At 72.4% G+C, this 17,905-nt stretch carries 15 protein-coding genes; 7 read left to right on the forward strand and 8 right to left on the reverse strand.

Translation table 11 applies throughout. The annotated features are described in order from the left end of the window. Positions 1 to 60 precede the first annotated feature (60 nt). Positions 61 to 1,443: a type III PLP-dependent enzyme domain-containing protein gene (locus VT50_RS21805; RefSeq protein ID WP_420822211.1), complete on the forward strand. Its 1,383-nt coding sequence runs from the start codon at positions 61 to 63 to the stop codon at positions 1,441 to 1,443. Positions 1,444 to 2,110: 667 nt separating this feature from the next. On the opposite strand, the gene VT50_RS21810 is transcribed toward VT50_RS21805, so the two are convergent. The 3 genes from VT50_RS21810 to VT50_RS21820 form a co-directional block, all read right to left on the reverse strand. After that, positions 2,111 to 2,698 (reverse strand): hypothetical protein, encoded by a 588-nt coding sequence (locus VT50_RS21810; protein ID WP_046085166.1) that lies wholly within the window; start codon positions 2,696 to 2,698, stop codon positions 2,111 to 2,113. Between the two features lie 168 nt (positions 2,699 to 2,866). Continuing rightward, positions 2,867 to 3,826 carry a MurR/RpiR family transcriptional regulator gene (locus tag VT50_RS21815; protein ID WP_240529251.1) on the reverse strand — a complete coding sequence of 320 codons (960 nt, stop codon included), beginning with the start codon at positions 3,824 to 3,826 and terminating at the stop codon, positions 2,867 to 2,869. A gap of 39 nt (positions 3,827 to 3,865) precedes the next feature. Next, positions 3,866 to 5,392 (reverse strand): aromatic amino acid ammonia-lyase, encoded by a 1,527-nt coding sequence (locus VT50_RS21820; RefSeq protein WP_046085165.1) that lies wholly within the window; start codon positions 5,390 to 5,392, stop codon positions 3,866 to 3,868. A 161-nt stretch (positions 5,393 to 5,553) separates the two neighbouring features. Between VT50_RS21820 and VT50_RS21825 the strand changes: the two genes are divergently transcribed. From VT50_RS21825 to VT50_RS21845, 5 genes are all read left to right on the forward strand, one after another. After that, positions 5,554 to 6,792 (forward strand): ABC transporter ATP-binding protein, encoded by a 1,239-nt coding sequence (locus VT50_RS21825; RefSeq protein WP_046085164.1) that lies wholly within the window; start codon positions 5,554 to 5,556, stop codon positions 6,790 to 6,792. Next, on the forward strand, positions 6,789 to 7,430 hold the full coding sequence (locus VT50_RS21830; RefSeq protein ID WP_046085163.1) for an ABC transporter permease: 642 nt from the start codon (positions 6,789 to 6,791) through the stop codon (positions 7,428 to 7,430). The genes VT50_RS21825 and VT50_RS21830 overlap by 4 nt, the downstream gene beginning before the upstream one ends. Before the next feature lies 1 nt (position 7,431). Beyond that, positions 7,432 to 8,109 carry an ABC transporter permease gene (locus VT50_RS21835; protein WP_020870769.1) on the forward strand — a complete coding sequence of 226 codons (678 nt, stop codon included), beginning with the start codon at positions 7,432 to 7,434 and terminating at the stop codon, positions 8,107 to 8,109. Between the two features lie 135 nt (positions 8,110 to 8,244). Beyond that, the gene (locus VT50_RS21840) at positions 8,245 to 9,183 is read left to right on the forward strand and encodes an ABC transporter substrate-binding protein (RefSeq protein ID WP_046085162.1); all 939 of its coding nucleotides are present in this window, start codon (positions 8,245 to 8,247) and stop codon (positions 9,181 to 9,183) included. Between the two features lie 15 nt (positions 9,184 to 9,198). After that, a complete protein-coding gene (locus VT50_RS21845; protein ID WP_078840610.1) occupies positions 9,199 to 10,683 on the forward strand; it encodes a purine-cytosine permease family protein in 1,485 nt (494 codons plus the stop codon). 51 nt (positions 10,684 to 10,734) lie between these two features. Here the strand turns inward: VT50_RS21845 and VT50_RS21850 are convergent, their stop codons facing one another. From VT50_RS21850 to VT50_RS21865, 4 genes are all read right to left on the reverse strand, one after another. Further along, entirely contained in the window at positions 10,735 to 13,080 is a 2,346-nt protein-coding gene (locus VT50_RS21850; protein WP_206269454.1) for an ATP-binding protein, read from the reverse strand. A 54-nt stretch (positions 13,081 to 13,134) separates the two neighbouring features. Continuing rightward, positions 13,135 to 13,758, reverse strand: coding sequence for a DUF6879 family protein (locus tag VT50_RS21855; protein ID WP_046085160.1), 624 nt, complete (start codon positions 13,756 to 13,758; stop codon positions 13,135 to 13,137). Further along, positions 13,745 to 14,020: a hypothetical protein gene (locus VT50_RS21860; protein ID WP_046085159.1), complete on the reverse strand. Its 276-nt coding sequence runs from the start codon at positions 14,018 to 14,020 to the stop codon at positions 13,745 to 13,747. The genes VT50_RS21855 and VT50_RS21860 overlap by 14 nt, the downstream gene beginning before the upstream one ends. Positions 14,021 to 14,141: 121 nt before the next feature. Beyond that, complete coding sequence (locus VT50_RS21865; RefSeq protein WP_046085158.1) at positions 14,142 to 15,521, reverse strand: acyl-CoA synthetase; 1,380 nt, start codon at positions 15,519 to 15,521, stop codon at positions 14,142 to 14,144. A gap of 114 nt (positions 15,522 to 15,635) precedes the next feature. Between VT50_RS21865 and VT50_RS21870 the strand changes: the two genes are divergently transcribed. Beyond that, positions 15,636 to 16,073, forward strand: a complete 438-nt coding sequence (locus VT50_RS21870; protein WP_046085157.1) for a hypothetical protein — start codon at positions 15,636 to 15,638, stop codon at positions 16,071 to 16,073. A 302-nt stretch (positions 16,074 to 16,375) separates the two neighbouring features. Here the strand turns inward: VT50_RS21870 and VT50_RS21875 are convergent, their stop codons facing one another. Continuing rightward, positions 16,376 to 17,761, reverse strand: coding sequence for a cystathionine beta-synthase (locus tag VT50_RS21875; protein WP_046085156.1), 1,386 nt, complete (start codon positions 17,759 to 17,761; stop codon positions 16,376 to 16,378). Positions 17,762 to 17,905: the final 144 nt, after the last annotated feature.

The raw sequence follows: 17,905 nt of genomic DNA on the forward strand, positions 1-17,905 counted from the left end.
TACCCGGGCCCGCCCCCTGCGGAGCTGGCCCACGGCCGTTACGGATGATTGGCTGAAAGCATGACTTCGAAAGCGTTTGCGATGGCCGCGACGGCTGCGATGGCCACCACTCGGCGCGAGCTGGCCGTACGGGCGGCCGTGGAACAGCGGCTGCTGGGCCCGGACCAGCCCGTCGTCGGACTGCTGGACGTGGCCGGGATCCGTTCCGCGGCCGCCGGGCTGCGCGCGGCCTTCGAGGAGGTCATCGCGCCCGGCACCCCCGTCCTGCATGCCTTCGCGGTCAAGGCCGCCGCGCTCGTCCCCGTCCTGCGGCTGCTGGCCGACGAGGGCCTGGGCTGCGAGGTGGCCAGCCCCGGCGAGCTGGCGCTGGCCCGCGCCGCGGGAGTGACGCCCGACCGGATCGTCCTGGACTCCCCCGCCAAGACCGTGGCGGAGCTGCGCGAGGCCCTTGACCTGGGCATCGCCGTCAACGCCGACAACCCCCAGGAACTGGAGCGGCTCGACGCGCTGGTGGGGCACCGCGCGGCCCCGCCCTCGCCCGTCGGCCTGCGGGTCAACCCCCAGGTGGGCGGCGGCAGGATCGACGCGATGAGCACGGCCACGGCGACCTCCAAGTTCGGCGTCGCCCTCCAGGACCCGGGGGCGCGCGCCTGGGTCGTGCGCGCCTTCGTCGAGCGCCCCTGGCTGACCCGGCTGCACGCACACGTCGGCTCCCAGGGCTGTCCGCTGGAGCTGATGGCGGCGGGCATACGGGCGGCCTACGAACTGGCCGAGGAGATCAACGAGGCGGTCGGCCGACAGCAGATCGACGCCCTCGACATCGGCGGCGGCCTCCCGGTGAACTTCACCTCCGACGAGGTCACCCCCGGCTACCGGGAGTACGCCCAGCTGCTGCGGGCCGCCGTGCCGGGGCTCTTCGACGGGCGGTACAAGCTGGTGACCGAGTTCGGGCGGTCCCTGCTCGCCAAGTCCGGCCTGGTGCTGGCGCGGGTCGAATACGCCAAGTCCGCGGGCGGCCGCCCCATCGCGGTCACCCACGCGGGCGCCCAGCTCGCCACCCGTACGGTCTTCGCCCCGGAGGCCTGGCCGCTGCGCGTCCTGGCCTACGACGCGGAGGGCCGCCCCAAGGCCGAGACCGGCGACGGTCCGGTCCCCCAGGACATCGCCGGTCCCTGCTGCTTCGCGGGCGACCTGATCGCCCGCGACCGGCCCCTGCCGGAGCTGGCGGCGGGCGACCTGGTCGCCCTGCTGGACACCGGCGCGTACTACTTCTCCAACCACTTCGCGTACAACAGCCTCCCTCGCCCCGGCATCTACGGCTTCGACGCGACGAGCGCCGACGGCGAGGTGCGCTTCGCGACGGTACGGGAGCCGCAGACGATGGCCGAGATCGTGGCCGAGAGCGGCGCGAGGCACGCACTGAGCCTGAGCCGCCTGCGGTAGCGCTTCGCGCCTGGGCGCACTGAGTTGCGGCGCGGTGCGCCGCGTATCGCGGGGTGCCCCCAGGCCAGATGGGCTCGAGGTCCATCGCGCGGCTACGGCTTCGTCCAGCTTGGCGTCGTTTGAGCATCGGGGCAGGTGGGGGCGGGCGCGGGCCGCGTCGCCAACGATCGGCCCGGTGGGAGCGAAGCCCGGTGGCGGAACCTGTGCCCTGGAGTTGAGGACCGCAGCCTAACTGCGGGCGCAGGTCGCCGCGAAGGACCTACGTACTCCGGACCGCCCGACGTGCCGCTCGCGTGCCCGGCACCCCCTCCCAAAAAACGCTTGATCTGAAGCAACTAATTCATCAAACGTTTTCAAGGGGGTACCCCAAGCCCCCCGCAGTCCGGATCGGCGCGAAGCCCGGGCCGGAGGGGCGCCGCGACCGGCCCGCCCCCCACCGGCCGGCCGTCGGCGACGAGCCCCGGCCAGGGCACTCCCAGCCCCATGCTCAATTGCGCCGAAGGCGCGAAACGGCGCCGCACCCACCCACACGGCGCAACTCCACCCGGGGCACCGGGGCACCGAGTCACCGGGCCACCGGGGCACCGGGGCACCGGGGCAACCCCGCCGTAGGTGCCGCGCACCCCCGCCGCGGTGAGGCCAAGGAACCGGGGGCACGGGGGCCACCTCAGTGCGCGGTGGCCGCGGCCGTGCGGGGGCGGCGGGCGCCGCCTGGGGTTGCGTCGCCGGCCACGATGCCCGTCGTCTGGTAGGCGTCGACCGTCTTGCCCGCGGGCCGTCCCCGGGGGACCCGGTCCGTGCGGACCCACAGCAGTGCGTCGTGCGCGCGCTCCCAGCGGCCGAGCCACAGCGCCTTGGCCCACAGCCCGGCGCCGAGGCCCGCCAGCAGGAGCCCGCCCGCCGCCGGAACGGCGAAGGACGAGGCCATCGCGGCGAGGAAGGCCAGCAGCAGCCACCACCGCAGGGCGCGGCGCCGGGTCCGTACGGTCACCGCGCGGTCCTGGAGGAAGACCGCCTTGCCCGCGCGCGAGGCGTCGCGCGCCAGCTCCAGATACCGCCTCCGGCGCACCACGAACACCACGGCCGCCGCGATCAGGAAGAGCGCCGCCCCGGCGAGCAGCCCGATCCGGCGTCCCGTCAGCCCCGGTACCAGCGCCCCGATCCCCGCGGCCAGCACACCGGGCCACCACAGCCACCCCGCGGGAGCCCTCACGATCACCGCCACCCGTGCCAGCGCATATGCCCCGCGCCCCACGACCGACCTCCTCACCTCAAGTGAATCCCAGAAGAAATCCCTGTCGAATCGAGGAATCTAGCCAGGATGCCTGAGAATTCGGTGAGAGGGGCGGGGGTTGACACGCGGAATTGGCCCGGAAGCCCGGCTCACGCCACGGAAGCCCGGCTCACTCCGTGGAAGCCCGGCTCACTCCACGAACAGGCCTCGCTCCGCCGCCTTCGCGTCGAACTCCTCCAGCCGCGCCTGCGCGTCCGGCAGCGCGTCGCACATCGCCTCCAGCAGCACCCGCCCCAGCAGCATCGGCGCACACGCGGTGTCGAAGGCCAGGCCGGTGCCGACCGCCGCGGGCAGCAGCAGATCGCTGTGGCGGGCGACCGGTGCGAAGGCGCTGTCGGCGACGGTGACCACGGTCAGGCCCGCCTCCCTGGCGTACTCCAGGCCCTCCACGACCTCGCGCGGATGCCGCGGCAGCGCGAAGCACAGCAGCGCCGTCGCGCCCGCCCGCTTCGCCGCGTCCACGCGGTCGTCGAGCATCGTGCCGCCCTCGTCGAGCAGCCGGACGTCCGGATGGACCTTGCGCGCGAAGTAGCCGAAGCCGCGGGCCTGCGCGGAGGCGGCGCGCAGCCCGAGGACCGGCAGCGGACGGGACTCGGCGAGCAGCCGCCCGGCGCGGACGACGGGGGCGGGGTCGGCCAGCAGCGCCGCGAGGTGGCGCAGATTGTCGATCTCGGACTGCACGGCCTGCTGGTACTCGTTGTACGACCCCTCGTCCGCCTCCGGCTCGGCGGGGGCGACATCGCGCAGATGCTTGCGCAGCGCCGGGTAGCCGTCGAAGCCGAGCGCCACCGCGAAGCGGGTCACGGACGGCTGGCTGACGCCCGCGAGCTCGGCCAGCTCGACGCTGGAGAGGAACGGCGCGTCCGCGGCCCGCCGCACCATGCAGTGGGCGATCCGCCGCTGGGTCGGGGTCAGCCGGTGCCCCTCGAAGAGCGCCTGCAGCCGGGCGGCGGTCGAGGCGCCGGAAGCGGTCGAAGCGTCGGAAGCGGCCGGGACGCCGGAGCCGCCCGCCACGCCCCCCGGCGCCACCGCGGCGTCCCCGCCCACCGGCGCCATCCGCCCACCACCGACCCCGTGGTCCGTACTCATCACGTCCTCCTGACCCTCGTACCCTCGTAGCCTCGTCCCTCAGGCCCCCGCCAGCCGGTCGAGCAGGCTCGCGGCCACCGCCACATCCTCTGTCAACGGCCGGTCCTCCATCCGCGGATCGAGCACTTCCGACGCCAGGGCGAAGGCCGCACCGGCCGGGAGCTCCGGGTCCGGCTCAAGACCGCGCTGACGCAACGCCCGTATGGCGGCGACCAGTTCACAGCCCAGCACCAGCCGGTAGTGGTCGGCCACCCGGAGCGTCTGGCGGGCGCCGAGCGAGGCGAAACTGGCTTGTTCCTCCACCCCGCGCGAGAGCACGGCGTGCCCCAGCGAGGCGGGGTGGGAGACCGCGCGCATCTCGCCGAGGGCCGCCCCCGCCGCGTACTCGAGGATCATCACGCCCGAGCTCGCGGGCGCGGCGTCGCCGAGGAAGGGGCGCAGCCGGGTGAAGTCGGGTTCGCTGAGCGCGGCGAGCCGGGCCGTGGAGAGCCGGGCGGTCTGGAGCGCGGCGAGCCGGAAGTGGTCCAGGGCGAGGGCGGTGTGCGCGGCGTAGAAGTTGCCGTGGTGGTAGGCGGCCTCGTCGGTGGAGCTGATCAGCGGGTTCTCGGCGGCGGCGTTGAACTCGACGGTCAGCACCCGCTCCAGCGCGTCCGCCGCGTCCAGCGCCGGGCCGTGGATCTGCGGCAGACAGCGGAAGCCGTACGGGTCCTGGATGCGCCCGAGCGGCGGGGTGGGCCGGGGCGGGGCGCCGAGCAGGGCGCGCATCCTGGCCGCGGCGGCGATGGAGCCGGGGTGCGGCCGGGACGCGTGGACGGGTTCTGCGTACGCCTCGTACGACCCGCCGACCGCGATCAGCGAGAGCGCGGCGACGGCGAGCGAGGCGGACAGCAGCCGCTGCAGCTCGGCCAGGGCGAGCGCGGACTGGCCGAGGGTGAGGGCGTTGCTGCTGATGAGCGCCAGGGCGTCGTTGCTGTCGAGCGTGATGGGGTCGGGGGCGCGACGGCCCGGAGCGGCCCCGGTGAGGTCCCAGGGGTGCTCACCGACGAGCGCGAGACCGGTCTGGGCGAGCGCCGCGAGGTCCCCGGTGCCGACCGCGCCGTATTCGTTGATCACCGGGTGGGCGCCGCTGTCCAGGCCCTCGACGAGCGCGGTGACGACGGCTGGGCGCAGCCCGGCGCCACCCGCCAGCAGCTGATTGGCGCGTACGGCCATCATGGCGCGCACCTCGCGGCCGGGCAGCGGTGCGCCGATCGCCCCGGCGTGGCTGCGCAGCAGCCGCAGCCCGTGGTCGGAGTCGGCCGGGCCGACGTCCTCGGTGCGGTTGGCGCCCACACCGGTGCTGCGCCCGTAGACGCGGCCGGTGGCCGCGAGCCGGTCCGCGGTCTCCCAGGCGCGCTCGGCCAGGGCGAGCGCGGTGGGATCGGGCGCGGCGGGCCGGGTCAGACGGTCGGCCAGACGCGCGACATCCACGACGCGTAGGCTCCGGCCGTCCAGCGTGATCCGCGGGCCAGCGCCATCGGTGCCGTCGGCCGCCGCATGATCGTCATCCAGCATGTGAGACAACATCCAGGGCAACCCCTCTCGAACACGCCCCTTCTGGGCCAACCGCCCAGCATTCCGTCCACATCGCGAGCAGAAGTAACCGGTGATTAACGCAGACCTCTTGACTTCTATTCACTCGACTATGACTGTGCATGACTATATGCAGACAGGGCAAGGGGAAGCGGATGATCAGCTTCAAGGACGTCAGTAAGCACTACCCGAACGGCACCACAGCGGTGGATCGCCTCAGTCTCGAGCTCCCGGAAGGGGGCATCACCGTTCTTGTCGGCACCTCGGGCTGCGGCAAGACCACCACCCTCCGCATGGTCAACCGCATGGTCGAGCCGAGCAGCGGCACGGTGAGCGTGGGCGGGCGCGATGTCCTGCGGGCGGACGCCGCCGAGCTCCGGCGCGGAATCGGCTATGTGATCCAGCAGGCCGGGCTCTTCCCGCACCGCACCATCCTCGACAACATCGCCACCGTCCCGCTGCTGCTGGGCTGGGGCCGCCGCAAGGCGCGGGCCCGCGCCGCCGAGCTGCTGGAGCTGGTCGGGCTGCCCGCCGACTCCGGCAAGCGCTACCCGCACCAGCTCTCGGGGGGTCAGCAGCAGCGCGTCGGGGTCGCCCGCGCGCTGGCCGCCGACCCGCCGGTGCTGCTGATGGACGAGCCGTTCGGGGCGGTCGACCCGGTCGTACGGAACCAGCTCCAGAACGAGCTGCTGCGGCTCCAGAGCGAGCTGCGCAAGACGGTCGTCTTCGTCACCCACGACATCGACGAGGCGGTACGGCTCGGCGACCGCATCGCGATCTTCCGCACCGGCGGCCAGCTCGTCCAGTGCGCACCCCCCGCCGAGCTGCTGGCGAGCCCCGCCGACGACTTCGTGGCGGGCTTCCTGGGCGCCGAGCGCGGACTGAAGCTGCTGTCGCTGTCCACCCTGGCCGAGGTGGAACGGGAGCCCATACCCGCCGACGGGCAGCGCTGGCGGCTGGTCACCTCCGAGCGCGGTGAGCCGCTGGGCTGGCGCGACACCGAGGGGCCGGAGGGCGACCGGGCCCCGCTGCTGCCGGTGCGCCCGCTGCGGGACGGCGACTCGCTGCTCACCGCCCTGGACGAGTCGCTGGCCTCCCCCGCCGGTCTGGTGGCCCGCGTGGACGCCGACGGGGTGCTCACCGGGGTCACCGGGCGCGAGGCGATCCATGCGTACGCGGGCCAGCGCCACGCGGAGGCGGGCCGCGCGGCCGCGCTCAAGAAGGCCGACGGGGATTCCGGGTCCAACGGGCGCCCCGAGGCGAACGAGGACCCCGAGGCCGACGGGGCCTCCGCATCCAACGAGGACCCGAAGAGCTCCGACCCGAGCGAGGACCCGAAGAGCTCCGACCCGAGCGAGGACCCGAAGAGCTCCGACCCGAGCGTGACCGCATGACCATCGACTGGGGCTGGTTCCCCGACCATCGGTCCGACCTGGTCACGCTCACCCTCGACCACCTCTCCACCGCCGTCCCCGCCGTCCTCTTCGGCCTGCTGATCGCGCTGCCGCTGGCCGTGATCGCCCACCGGGTGCGCCGACTGCGCGGACTCCTGCTCGGGATCTCGAACATCCTGTTCACCATCCCCTCCATCGCGATCTTCGTGCTGCTGCTGCCGGTCACCGGCCTCACCCGCACCACCGCCATCACAGGTCTGACCATCTACACCCTGGTCGTCCTGCTCCGGAACACCGTCGAAGGCCTCGACAGCGTCCCCACCAAGGTCCGCGAGGCGTCCACCGCGATGGGCGCCCGCCCACTGCGCACCCTGCTCACCGTCGAGCTGCCGCTCGCCTTCCCGGTGATCATGGCGGGCGTACGGGTGGCCACGGTGATGGCGATATCGCTGGTCAGCGTGGCCAGCTACATCGGGTACGGCGGCCTCGGCCAGCTGTTCACCGACGGCTTCCAGCGCAACTACCCCACCCCCGTCGTGGCCGGGGTCCTCCTGTCCCTGCTGCTCGCGCTGGCCGCGGACGCCGTGCTGGTCACCATCCAGTGGCTGTGCACCCCGTGGCTGAGGAGGCGTGCCTGACATGCTCGAACTGCTCCAGAACCTCCTCCGCTGGCTGACCAGCGGCTCCCAGTGGTCCGGGCCCGACGGCATCGCCACCCGGCTGCTGGAGCACCTCCAGTACTCGCTGCTGGCCACCCTGGTCGCCGCCGCCATCGCGCTGCCGGTCGGGCTGCTCATCGGGCACACCGGGCGCGGCGCGTTCCTCGCCATCAACCTCTCCGGCTTCGGGCGGGCGCTGCCGACCGTCGGCCTGGTCACGCTGGTCTTCCTGGCCAGCGGGCTGAGCATGTGGCCGGTGTACGTCTCGCTGGTCGCCCTCGCGGTCCCGGTGATCGTCACCAATACGTACGCGGGCATGGCCGCCGTGGACCCCGAGGTCAGGGACGCGGCACGGGGCCAGGGGATGCGCTGGTACCAGGTGCTGTTCCAGGTCGAGCTGCCGCTCGCGCTGCCGCTGATCATGACCGGGCTGCGGCTGGCCTGCGTCCAGGTCGTGGCCACCGCGACCATCGCCGCGTACGTCAGCTTCGGCGGGCTCGGCCGCTATGTGTTCGACGGGCTCGCCCAGCGCGATCTGGTGCAGGTGCTGGGCGGGGCGGTGCTGGTCGCGGTGCTGGCCATCGCCCTGGACCTGGCGCTGGCCGGGGTGCAGCGGCTGCTGTTCCGCAACCGCCCGCCGCGCGCCCACGCGCACTGAGCGCCGCCCCAAGGCTCCACTCAGCGCACCACCGCCCCAGCACCCCACCAGCCCCACCGATCCAGCGACTTCACTCCGCTCCGAACTCCGATCCGAACTCCGATCCGAACTCCGATCCGAGGAGACGACGACCCCATGAACCGCAGGAAACTGCTCGGCGGCCTGCTCGCCAGCGCCTCCGTGCCCACGCTCGCCGCCTGCGGCGGCGGTATCACCTCGCTCAAGGGCGACGGCGGCAGTGGCGGCTCGGGCGGCGGCAGCAGCCTGGGCGGCCTGGTCATCGGCACCGCCAACTTCACCGAGAACCAGCTGCTGGGCTATCTCTACGCCGAGGCGCTGAAGGGCGCGGGCATCAAGACCAGCGTGCGGCCCAACCTCGGCTCCCGCGAGATCGTCATACCCGCCCTCCAGCAGGGTGATATCGATCTGCTCCCCGAGTACCAGGGCAATCTGCTGCTCCACTTCGACGACAAGGCGCCCCAGACCGAGGCCGGTGACCTCCAGAACGCCCTCACCGTGGCCCTCCCCAGCGGCCTGGAGGCCCTGTCGTACGCGGCCGCCGAGGACAAGGACGTCTTCTGCGTCACCCGCGAGGCCGCCCGGAAGTACGGGCTGCGCAGCTTCGCCGACCTCGCCAAGCAGAACGGCGAGCTGGTCTTCGGCGGCCCGGCCGAGGACAAGAACCGCGTGGTCGGCCTGGTCGGCCTCAAGGACCGCTACGGCGTGACCTTCAAGGAGTTCAAGGCCCTCGACGCCTCCGGGCCCCTGGTCAAGGGCGCGCTGAAGAAGGGCGATGTGGACGTCGCCAACCTCTTCTCCACCGACCCCGACATCGAGGCCAACGACTGGGTGGTCCTCGCCGACCCCAAGGCCCTCATCCCCGCCCAGCACATCGTGCCGGTGGTCCGCGCGGCCAAGGCCGACGCCAAGGTCCGCAAGGCCCTGGCCCGGCTGGGCGGCGCCCTCACCACCCGGGAACTGGCCCGGCTCAACAAGCTGGTGAGCAACGACAAGAAGGACCCGGACCGGGTCGCCGCCGACTGGGCCAAGGACCACGGCCTCACCAAGAAGTAGCGCCAGGAGCACCGCATGCCCAACTCCCCAGACCCCGCGCGGCCCGTGTCCCCAGACCCCGCGCGGCCCGTGGACTCCCTGGTCGAGAAGCGCTCGATCGACGTCGTCCCGGACGCGGAGCGCCATGGCACCGCGTTCAGCCAGTTCACCCTGTGGCTCGGCGCCAACCTCCAGATCACCGCCGTCGTGACCGGCGCCCTGGCCGTGGTCTTCGGCGCCGCCGCCCTCTGGGCGATCGTCGCCCTGCTGATCGGCAACCTGCTCGGGGGAGCCGTCATGGCGCTCCACTCCGCCCAGGGGCCGCGGCTCGGCCTGCCCCAGATGATCTCCTCCCGGGCCCAGTTCGGGGTCCGGGGCGCGATCGTCCCGCTGCTGCTGGTCATCGTCATGTACGTGGGCTTCTTCGCCAGCGGCAGCGTGCTCGCGGGGCAGGCGGTCGGCGAGCTCACCCATCTCGGCGACACCACCGGGATCGTCCTCTTCGCCCTCGTCACCGCCGTGGCGGCGGCCGTGGGCTACCGCCTGATCCACACCCTGGGCCGGATCGCGGGCGTCGTCTGCGCCCTGGCCTTCGTCTATCTGGGCATCCGGCTGCTGGACCGCACCGACCTGGCCACCCTCCTCCACGACCGGACCTTCGACTTCCCGCTCCTCCTCCTCGCGGTGTCGCTGTCCGCCTCCTGGCAGCTCGCCTTCGGCCCGTACGTCGCCGACTACTCCCGCTATCTGCCGCGCGCCACCTCCGCGAAGGCCACCTTCTCCTGGACCCTCGCCGGTACCGTCCTCGGCTCCCAGTGGTCCATGACCTTCGGCGCCCTCGCGGCCGCCGCGGCCGGGCACGCGTTCGTCGGCCACGAGGTCTCGTACATCGTCGGCCTCGGCGGCGGCACGGCCCTGATCACCTCGCTGCTCTACTTCGTCATCGCCCTCGGCAAGCTGACGATCAACGTCCTCAACACCTACGGCGGCTTTATGTCGATGGTGACCAGCGTCAGCGGGTTCCGCGGCCGGGCCACCCTCGCCCCGCGCGGCCGGGCCGCCTACATCGCCGGGATCATGGTCGCGGGCACGGCGGTCGCGCTGCTCGGCAAGGACAGCTTCCTGTCCTCCTTCAAGGACTTCCTGCTGTTCCTGCTGACCTTCTTCACCCCGTGGAGCGCGATCAACCTCGTCGACTACTACGCCATCGCCAAGGAGCGCTACGACATCCCCGCCCTCAGCGACCCGAACGGCCGCTACGGCGCCTGGCGCTGGAAGGCGCTGTCCACCTACGCCCTCGGCGTCCTCGCCCAACTCCCCTTCCTGTCCACCGCCTTCTACACCGGCCCCTTCGTCGCCCCGCTGGGCGGCGCGGACATCTCCTGGCTCGTCGGCCTGGCCGTCCCCGCCGCCGTCTACTGGCTCCTGGCCCACCGCGACACCGCCCACGTCCCCGACCGCATGATCCTCACCCCGGACCCACCACCGGAGGACCGCCGCTACATCACCGAGCCCGGGTGACCGGGGCCCACAAAGGCGTTGTCACGTCCGGTCGTTCGCGTGCGGATGGCCCTATCGCGCGAGGGCGGTGGTGATGCGTTCGCGCAGTTCGACTGCCCGGGGGTCGTCGTACGAGGCGAGCGCGCGAAGGGCCTCCGCCCAGTGCCGCCGCGCCTCCTCGGCCCGGCCCGCCTCGTCGGCCTCGTCCGCCTCGCGCAGCGCACCGGCGAGGCCGTCGAGGGAGAGCGCCGTATGCCACAGGTCGTCCAACTCCCGGTGGGCCGCCGCGGCGCGACGGTGGAAATCGGCCGCCTCGCCGGGCCGCCCGAGCCGCCGGTACGTCTCCCCCGCGCCGTCCCACGCCCGGGCCTCCCGCACCCGGTCGCCCAGGCGTCGCTGGAGGGAGGCGGCCCGCTGGAACGAGACCAGGGCGGCCTCGAACGCCCCGTTGGCCTGCTGCGCCCGGCCCAGCTCCAGCAGCCAGTACCCCTCCCACATGTGGTTGCGGTGGGTGAGGGCGATGTCCAGCGCGCCCTGTGCGGACCGCAGCGCCTCCTCCGGTTGCCCGCGGTCCCGCTGAATGGCGCTCAGGATGCGCAGCGCGTTGCCCTCACCGCCCTGGCTGCCCAGCTCCCGGTGCATCTCCAGGGCCCGCAGCACCAAGCCGGACGCCTCCTCCGGCCGGGCCAGCTCGTACGTCACCTCGGCGAGATTCGCCAGCACGACGGCTTCCCAGTGGGCGGCGGCCAGTTCCCGGAAGAGCGCCACCGCCTGCTCGAACCGGCCCTTCGCCGACTCCAGCCCGTGTCCCCGCAAGTGGATCAGCCCGATGTCGTTCAGCGACAGCGCCTCACCGAGCCGGTCGCCGGTCTCCCGGCGTGCCGCGAGGGCGCCCTGGTGGTACTCGGCACCCTCGGCGAGGCGATGGGACTGCGTACAGGCCATTCCAAGGCTCTCCAGAAGCTCGGCCTCGGCGGTGCGGTTGCCCAGCCCACGTGCGGCGCGCAGTCCGACACGGCCCATGGCGAGCCATTCCTCGAACGGGTTGAGGAGCATGTGCACGCTCCGCAGCACCGCGGGAAGCTGCCAGGCGATCACATCGAGACCGGCCTCCTCGGCCGCGCGGGTCGCCGCCAGCAGATTGCCGCGCTCCGTCTCGTACCACCGCATGGCCTCGTCGTAGTCCGCGAAGGACGCGGGGACGAGGCCGTCGCCAGGCGGATCGAGCGGGATGTGGGCCTCCTGGGGGTTGATCCAGGTCTGGGCCGCGTCCGCGGAGTGCAGATACCAGACCAGCACCCGGCGCAGCGCCGCGTCGCGTTCCTCCGGGGACTCCTCCTGCCGCGCCTGGTCGGCCGCGTAGGCGCGCAGCAGGTCGTGGAACTCATAGCGGTCGGGCCCGGTCTGCTCCAGCAGATGGGCGCCGACCAGCACGTCCAGCAGATGCCGGATGCGGCCGGTGCCCGTGCCCCCGTCGAGTGCGGCGGCGGCCCCGGTGCCGAACTCGGCGCCCGGATGCAGCCCGAGCAGTCGGAAGAGACGCGCCGCCGCCGCGGGCAGCGCCCGATAGGACCAAGCGAACACGGTACGCACCGCCTCGGCCTCCTCGTCGTCTCCCACGCTCAGGGCGTCCCACAGGGCTGACTCGTCGCGAAGGTCTCTTATCAGGTCGTCCAGCCCCATCCGCGGACGGCTGGCGGCCCGCTCCGCGGCGATACGCAGGGCCAGCGGAAGGCGGGCGCACAGCCGCGCCAACTCGGTCAGCAGGCCCGGGTCGTCCTGAGGGCGGTAAGGGGTCGTGACGACGCTGAGCAGCGCGACGGCCTCCGCCTCGTCCAGCGTCCCGAGGGTCAGCGTGTGCGCCCCGTCGCGGACTGCCAGACCGGACAGCCGGCTCCGGCTGGTCACCATGACCAGACAGCCCGCGGTGCCCGGAAGCAGCGGCCTGACCTGGCCCGCGGTGGCCGCGTTGTCGAGGATGACCAGCACCCTGCGCCCGGCCAGCAGCGACCGGTAAAGCGCCGCGCCCGCCTCCAGGTCCGCCGGAATCGCAGCCGCCGGTACGCCCAGGGCCGAGAGGAACCGGTGCAGCGCCTCCTGCGGGGTGACCGGCGCGCCCGGGTCATAGCCGCGCAGGTTCACATACAGCTGACCATCCGGGAAACGGTCCGGTACGCGGTGCGCCCAGCGCAGCGCCAGGGAGGTCTTGCCGACGCCCGCGGTTCCGGCGAGAACGCAGACCGGGACGGAAACGGATTCACCACCGCCGTCGGTCAAGATGGCGTCGAGCTGCCCCAGCTCCTGGCCTCGATTGACGAATCCCCGGACGTCCCCGGGAAGTTGCCGGGGCTTGAGACCCCTGGAGCGCCCGTCGCTGTGGAAGTGGATGCCTCCGCTGACGTCCCGGGCCTGCACCACGTCGCCCGCGGACCCGGATAATTCGGAATGCGTCCCGTGGTCCTCGTTGATCTGCTACTCCGGTCGTGGTGGCGGTAATTGCGCTACTTCACGGGCGAAATACGACGCCAGATCCTCACCAGCGTCGTAGAGATCCCTGGTGAGCGCGCGGCAGCGAGTGGTGATCCCGGTATCCGTGAACCGCACCGCACCGTCGAGAATGCCCTGGTCCGTGTAGCGGATCCGGTAGGTCGTGGAGTCGCCCAGGGTCAGAAGCTCCGGCAACGGTTCGGATCTCTCAAGGTCGGCGAGGTGTTCCGGGCCGACCACCCGGATCCGCTCCCCGCATTCGGCACGCAGCCGCAGCAGATGCAGCTCCCATTGCAGATACGGGGCGATGGGCTCCTCGACCACCCGGACCCGGTAGAGGGTGATCCGGTGGTCTTCGACCTCCTGCGAGAATTCCCGCAGATAGTCGCGCTCCTCCTCGATGAGACGCAGGGATTCGCCCCAGTCGCCCCGGGCGAACGCCTCCCAGCTGGCGAATCCCGGCTCCCTGAAGTGCTGCCCGCGCTCCAGCTTCCAGGAGTCCTGGCCGTCGATCGTCCACTGACGCTCGCGGAAGTCGCGACGGTAGGCGTCGAGAGGGAGCGTTTCGCCCTGGCTGGCGTCGAGGCGGGGGCCGTCAAGTCCGAGCATCGGGGATGTCCGGTTTCGCGGCGCTCAGGGTAGAGCCCGGGATGATGACGAGGCGCTCATCAGGGGCGATGCTGGCGTCGTCGGGGAGCTTCGCGCGGTAGGTGTCGGTGAGGTCGCGGCCGATGACCGCGATGTCGCCGTTGTCGAGCTGCCAGATGTCGGGGCACCCGTCACGTCCCCCGGTGGTTCCCAGCTCGCGCGCCGACTTTCCTAATCGACGCGCGAACGACGCGGACGGGTCGGCTTCCCATGCACGGGCCATCGCTCTCTCCACTCATCCGTCGTGGTTACCGAGTGTAGGAATGGCCTTCACGGATGGCAACGGCCGCCAGGGGGCCGTGGAGTGGAGCAACCCGGGGTCGGGCCGGGGGTCAGGCCCGGGGTCAGGCCGGGGGGAGGAGCTTCTTCTGGGGCTTGCCCATGGCGTTGCGGGGCAGCGCCTCCAGGAAGCGCACCTTGCGGGGGCGCTTGTGGACGGAGAGCTGGGCGGCGACGAAGTCGATCAGGTCCCGCTCGCCGATGCCGTCGGCCACGACATACGCGACGATCTCCTGGCCCAGGTCCTCGTGGGGGGCGCCGACGACGGCGGCCTCGCGGACGGCCGGGTGGTCCAGCAGGGCGTTCTCGACCTCGCCCGCTCCGATGCGGTAGCCACCGGACTTGATCATGTCCGTGGAGGCGCGGCCCACGATGCGGTGGAAGCCGTCCGGGTCGATGGCGGCGATGTCGCCCGTGCGGAACCAGCCGTCCCCGGTGTACGAACCCGCCGTGGCCTCGGGCCGGTTGAGGTAGCCGTCGAAGAGGGTCGGCCCGGTCAGCTGGAGCTCACCGATCTCGGCGCCCTCCTCGGCGGCGATCCGGGTGCGGATGCCCGAGAGCGGGGAGCCGACGTAGCCGGGGCGGCGTTCGCCGTCGGCGCGGGTGCTGAGGGTGATGAGGCTCTCGGTCATGCCGTAGCGCTCGATCGGGCGCTGGCCGGTGAGCCGTTCCAGCTCGCGGAAGACGGGGGCGGGCAGCGGGGCGCTGCCGGAGACCAGCAGCCGGGCGGAGGCCAGGGCGCGGGCGGAGTCCGGGTCCTGGACGACGCGGTTCCAGACGGTGGGGACGCCGAAGTAGAGGCTGCCGCCCGCCGCCGCGTACGCCGCCGGGGTCGGCTTGCCGGTGTGGACGAGGCGGCTGCCCGTCCGCAGCGGGCCCAGCACGCCCAGCACCAGCCCGTGCACATGGAACAGCGGCAGCCCGTGCACCAGGGTGTCCTCCGCGGTCCACGCCCAGGCCGCGGCGAGCCCGTCCAGGTCAGCGGCGACGGCCCGCCGGGAGATCAGCGCGCCCTTGGGCGCCCCCGTGGTGCCCGAGGTGTAGAGGATGAACGCCGTGGACTCCGGGTCCGGCTCCGGCTTCGTCCACGCCGCGCGCTCGGTCAGGTCCACCGGGACGGTCTCGACCGGGGCGTCCACGGCCTCGCCGGTGAGCAGCAGGGTGGCGCCCGAGTCCCGCAGTATGTGGTCGCGTTCGGCCGGGCCGGAGTCCGGCGGTACGGGCACCACCGGCACCCCGGCCAGCAGCGCGCCGACCACCGCGACCACCGTCTCCGGGGTCGCGGTCGCCCGGACCGCGACGACCGGCGCACCGGCGATACGGGCCGCCACCGCGCCCGCGGCACCGAGCAGTTCCTCGCGCGCGAGCGCGCGGCCGCCGACGCTCAGCGCGTCGGGGCGGTCGTCGCCGGGCGCGGCGAGGGACGTGAGGAGAGGTGCGGTCACGGAACTGACTCCTTCCACAGCGGGCCGGGGCACCAGGGGTACCTCCTGACCCGCTCGTCTTCCGGGGGCTAGCCCTACCGACAAAGCGTCCCCGCGACCGTACCGTCCTTAAGCATGGACGCCCGTGACCCGGATCTGAAAAAGGAACTCGACGCGGCCCTGCAGACCCGTAAGGAGCTGGGTGCGGAGTACGAGTCGGAGCTGGTCGACTCCTTCATGGAGAAGGTCGAGCAGCGCTTCAACGATACGGCGGACCGCCAGGTCCGCCGCCAGCTCGCCGAACAGCAGATGGCGACGGCACGCGGCAGCCGCCCGTACGCCATCGGCACGCCCGCGGACCAGGCCCACGGCCTGGGCGTCGGCGAGCGCTTCGCCTTCGTCGGGGTCTCCCTGCTGCTGGCGATCCCCCTGTCGGCCATCGGTGCCGTGAACGAGGGCCTGCCGGGCCTGCTGATCACCTGGGCCGGAATCTTCGGCGTCAACGCCGTCCACGCCGCGGGGGCCTTCTCCTGGCTCCGCCGCGGCCGTGACCGGGAGGAGAACAGGGACTGAGAGAAGTCTGCGCGGGGACCGCCGCACCCCGGTGCTTTCGCACCGAGGGCGGGACGACGGCGGTCCCCGCGGGGACGCGAGCCGGGTCAGGGCCGGGATCCCGCGTCCAGGCGACCATGGAGGTCCGGGAGCCGCTCCGGAGGTCCTGTCGCCTCATCTCGGGTGTCGGTGTCGTCCTTTCCGACGCCCACCAATCTGCCGGAGCCGTGTTAACCCTGTGCTGCGGGCGCGTGACACGTTCGTACCACTTGCCCGAAGGGCAGTTGGGAACGGTTGGGGCCCTTACGGATCCTTACGGGCCCTCACTTCGGGCCGCTGGCCAGGTACGCCAGCAGGTCCTGCCGGCTCACCACGCCCTTGGGCTTGCCCTCCACCAGCACGATCGCCGCGTCCGCCGCGCCCAGCACCGCCATCAGGTCCTCGACCGGCTCACCGGAGCCGACATGCGGCAGCGGCGGGCTCATGTGCTTCTCCAGCGGGTCGGTCAGCTCCGCGCGCCGCGCGAACAGGGCGTCCAGCAGCTCGCGTTCCACCACCGAGCCGATGACCTCGGCGGCCATCACATCGGGGTGACCGGCGCCCGGCTTGACGATCGGCATCTGCGAGACGCCGTACTCCCGCAGCACGTCGATGGCCTCGCCCACCGTCTCGTCCGGGTGCATATGGACCAGCGAGGGGAGCCCGCCCTCCTTGCCCTGGAGCACATCGCCGACCCGCACCGAGGGGCCGTCCTCCTCCAGGAAGCCGTAGTCGGCCATCCACTCATCGTTGAAGATCTTGGAGAGATAGCCGCGGCCGCTGTCGGGCAGCAGGACGACCACCACATCGTCCGGGCCGAGCCGTTCGGCGACCTTCAGCGCGCCCACCACGGCCATTCCGCAGGAGCCGCCGACCAGCAGCCCCTCCTCCTTGGCCAGCCGCCGGGTCATCTGGAAGGCGTCCTTGTCGGAGACGGCGACGATCTCGTCCGCGACGGTCTGGTCGTACGCGGTCGGCCAGAAGTCCTCGCCGACGCCCTCGATCAGATACGGGCGGCCGGAGCCACCGGAGTAGACCGAGCCCTCGGGGTCGGCGCCGATCACCTGGACCCGGCCCCCGCTGGCCTCCTTCAGATAGCGGCCGGTGCCGGAGATCGTGCCGCCCGTGCCGACGCCCGCCACAAAGTGGGTGATCTTGCCTTCGGTCTGCTCCCACAGCTCGGGGCCGGTGGTCTCGTAGTGGGAGAGCGGGTTGTTCGGGTTGCTGTACTGGTCGGGCTTCCAGGCGCCCGGCGTCTCACGGACCAGCCGGTCGGAGACGTTGTAGTACGAGTCGGGGTGCTCGGGGTCCACCGCGGTGGGGCAGACCACCACCTCGGCGCCGTAGGCCCGCAGCACATTGATCTTGTCCGTGGACACCTTGTCCGGGCAGACGAAGACGCACTTGTAGCCCTTGCGCTGGGCGACCATGGCGAGGCCCACACCGGTGTTGCCGGAGGTCGGCTCCACGATGGTGCCGCCCGGCTTCAGCTCCCCGGAGCGCTCGGCGGCCTCGATCATCCGGACCGCGATCCGGTCCTTCACCGAACCGCCGGGGTTGAAGTATTCGACCTTGGCCAGGACGGTCGCCCGGATGCCTTCGGTCACGGTGTTGAGCTTCACCAGCGGGGTGTTGCCGACCAGCTCAATCATCGATTCGTAGTACTGCACACCTGCTCCTGGTCCGGTTCCGCGGGGTCTCCGCGTCGGGGGGCGACCGCCGTCGCGGGGCCGCGTTGTCAGCTTATTGCGCACTGCCGCCCTCCGGCCGGCGCGTTGGGACGAAGCCTGCACGGGGCAACAAGCTGTTAGCAA

The sequence above is a fragment of the Streptomyces antioxidans genome, assembly GCF_000968685.2.
GTDB lineage: Bacteria > Actinomycetota > Actinomycetes > Streptomycetales > Streptomycetaceae > Streptomyces > Streptomyces antioxidans.

Excerpts from the sequence above, each read along its gene's own strand:
- VT50_RS21805 (WP_420822211.1), top strand. The coding sequence starts at position 61 with ATGACTTCGAAAGCGTTTGCGATGGCCGCGACGGCTGCGATGGCCACC.
- VT50_RS21815 (WP_240529251.1), bottom strand. The coding sequence starts at position 3,826 with ATGAGTACGGACCACGGGGTCGGTGGTGGGCGGATGGCGCCGGTGGGC.
- VT50_RS21820 (WP_046085165.1), bottom strand. The coding sequence starts at position 5,392 with ATGTTGTCTCACATGCTGGATGACGATCATGCGGCGGCCGACGGCACC.
- VT50_RS21825 (WP_046085164.1), top strand. The coding sequence starts at position 5,554 with ATGATCAGCTTCAAGGACGTCAGTAAGCACTACCCGAACGGCACCACA.
- VT50_RS21830 (WP_046085163.1), top strand. The coding sequence starts at position 6,789 with ATGACCATCGACTGGGGCTGGTTCCCCGACCATCGGTCCGACCTGGTC.
- VT50_RS21835 (WP_020870769.1), top strand. The coding sequence starts at position 7,432 with ATGCTCGAACTGCTCCAGAACCTCCTCCGCTGGCTGACCAGCGGCTCC.
- VT50_RS21840 (WP_046085162.1), top strand. The coding sequence starts at position 8,245 with ATGAACCGCAGGAAACTGCTCGGCGGCCTGCTCGCCAGCGCCTCCGTG.
- VT50_RS21845 (WP_078840610.1), top strand. The coding sequence starts at position 9,199 with ATGCCCAACTCCCCAGACCCCGCGCGGCCCGTGTCCCCAGACCCCGCG.
- VT50_RS21855 (WP_046085160.1), bottom strand. The coding sequence starts at position 13,758 with ATGCTCGGACTTGACGGCCCCCGCCTCGACGCCAGCCAGGGCGAAACG.
- VT50_RS21860 (WP_046085159.1), bottom strand. The coding sequence starts at position 14,020 with ATGGCCCGTGCATGGGAAGCCGACCCGTCCGCGTCGTTCGCGCGTCGA.
- VT50_RS21870 (WP_046085157.1), top strand. The coding sequence starts at position 15,636 with ATGGACGCCCGTGACCCGGATCTGAAAAAGGAACTCGACGCGGCCCTG.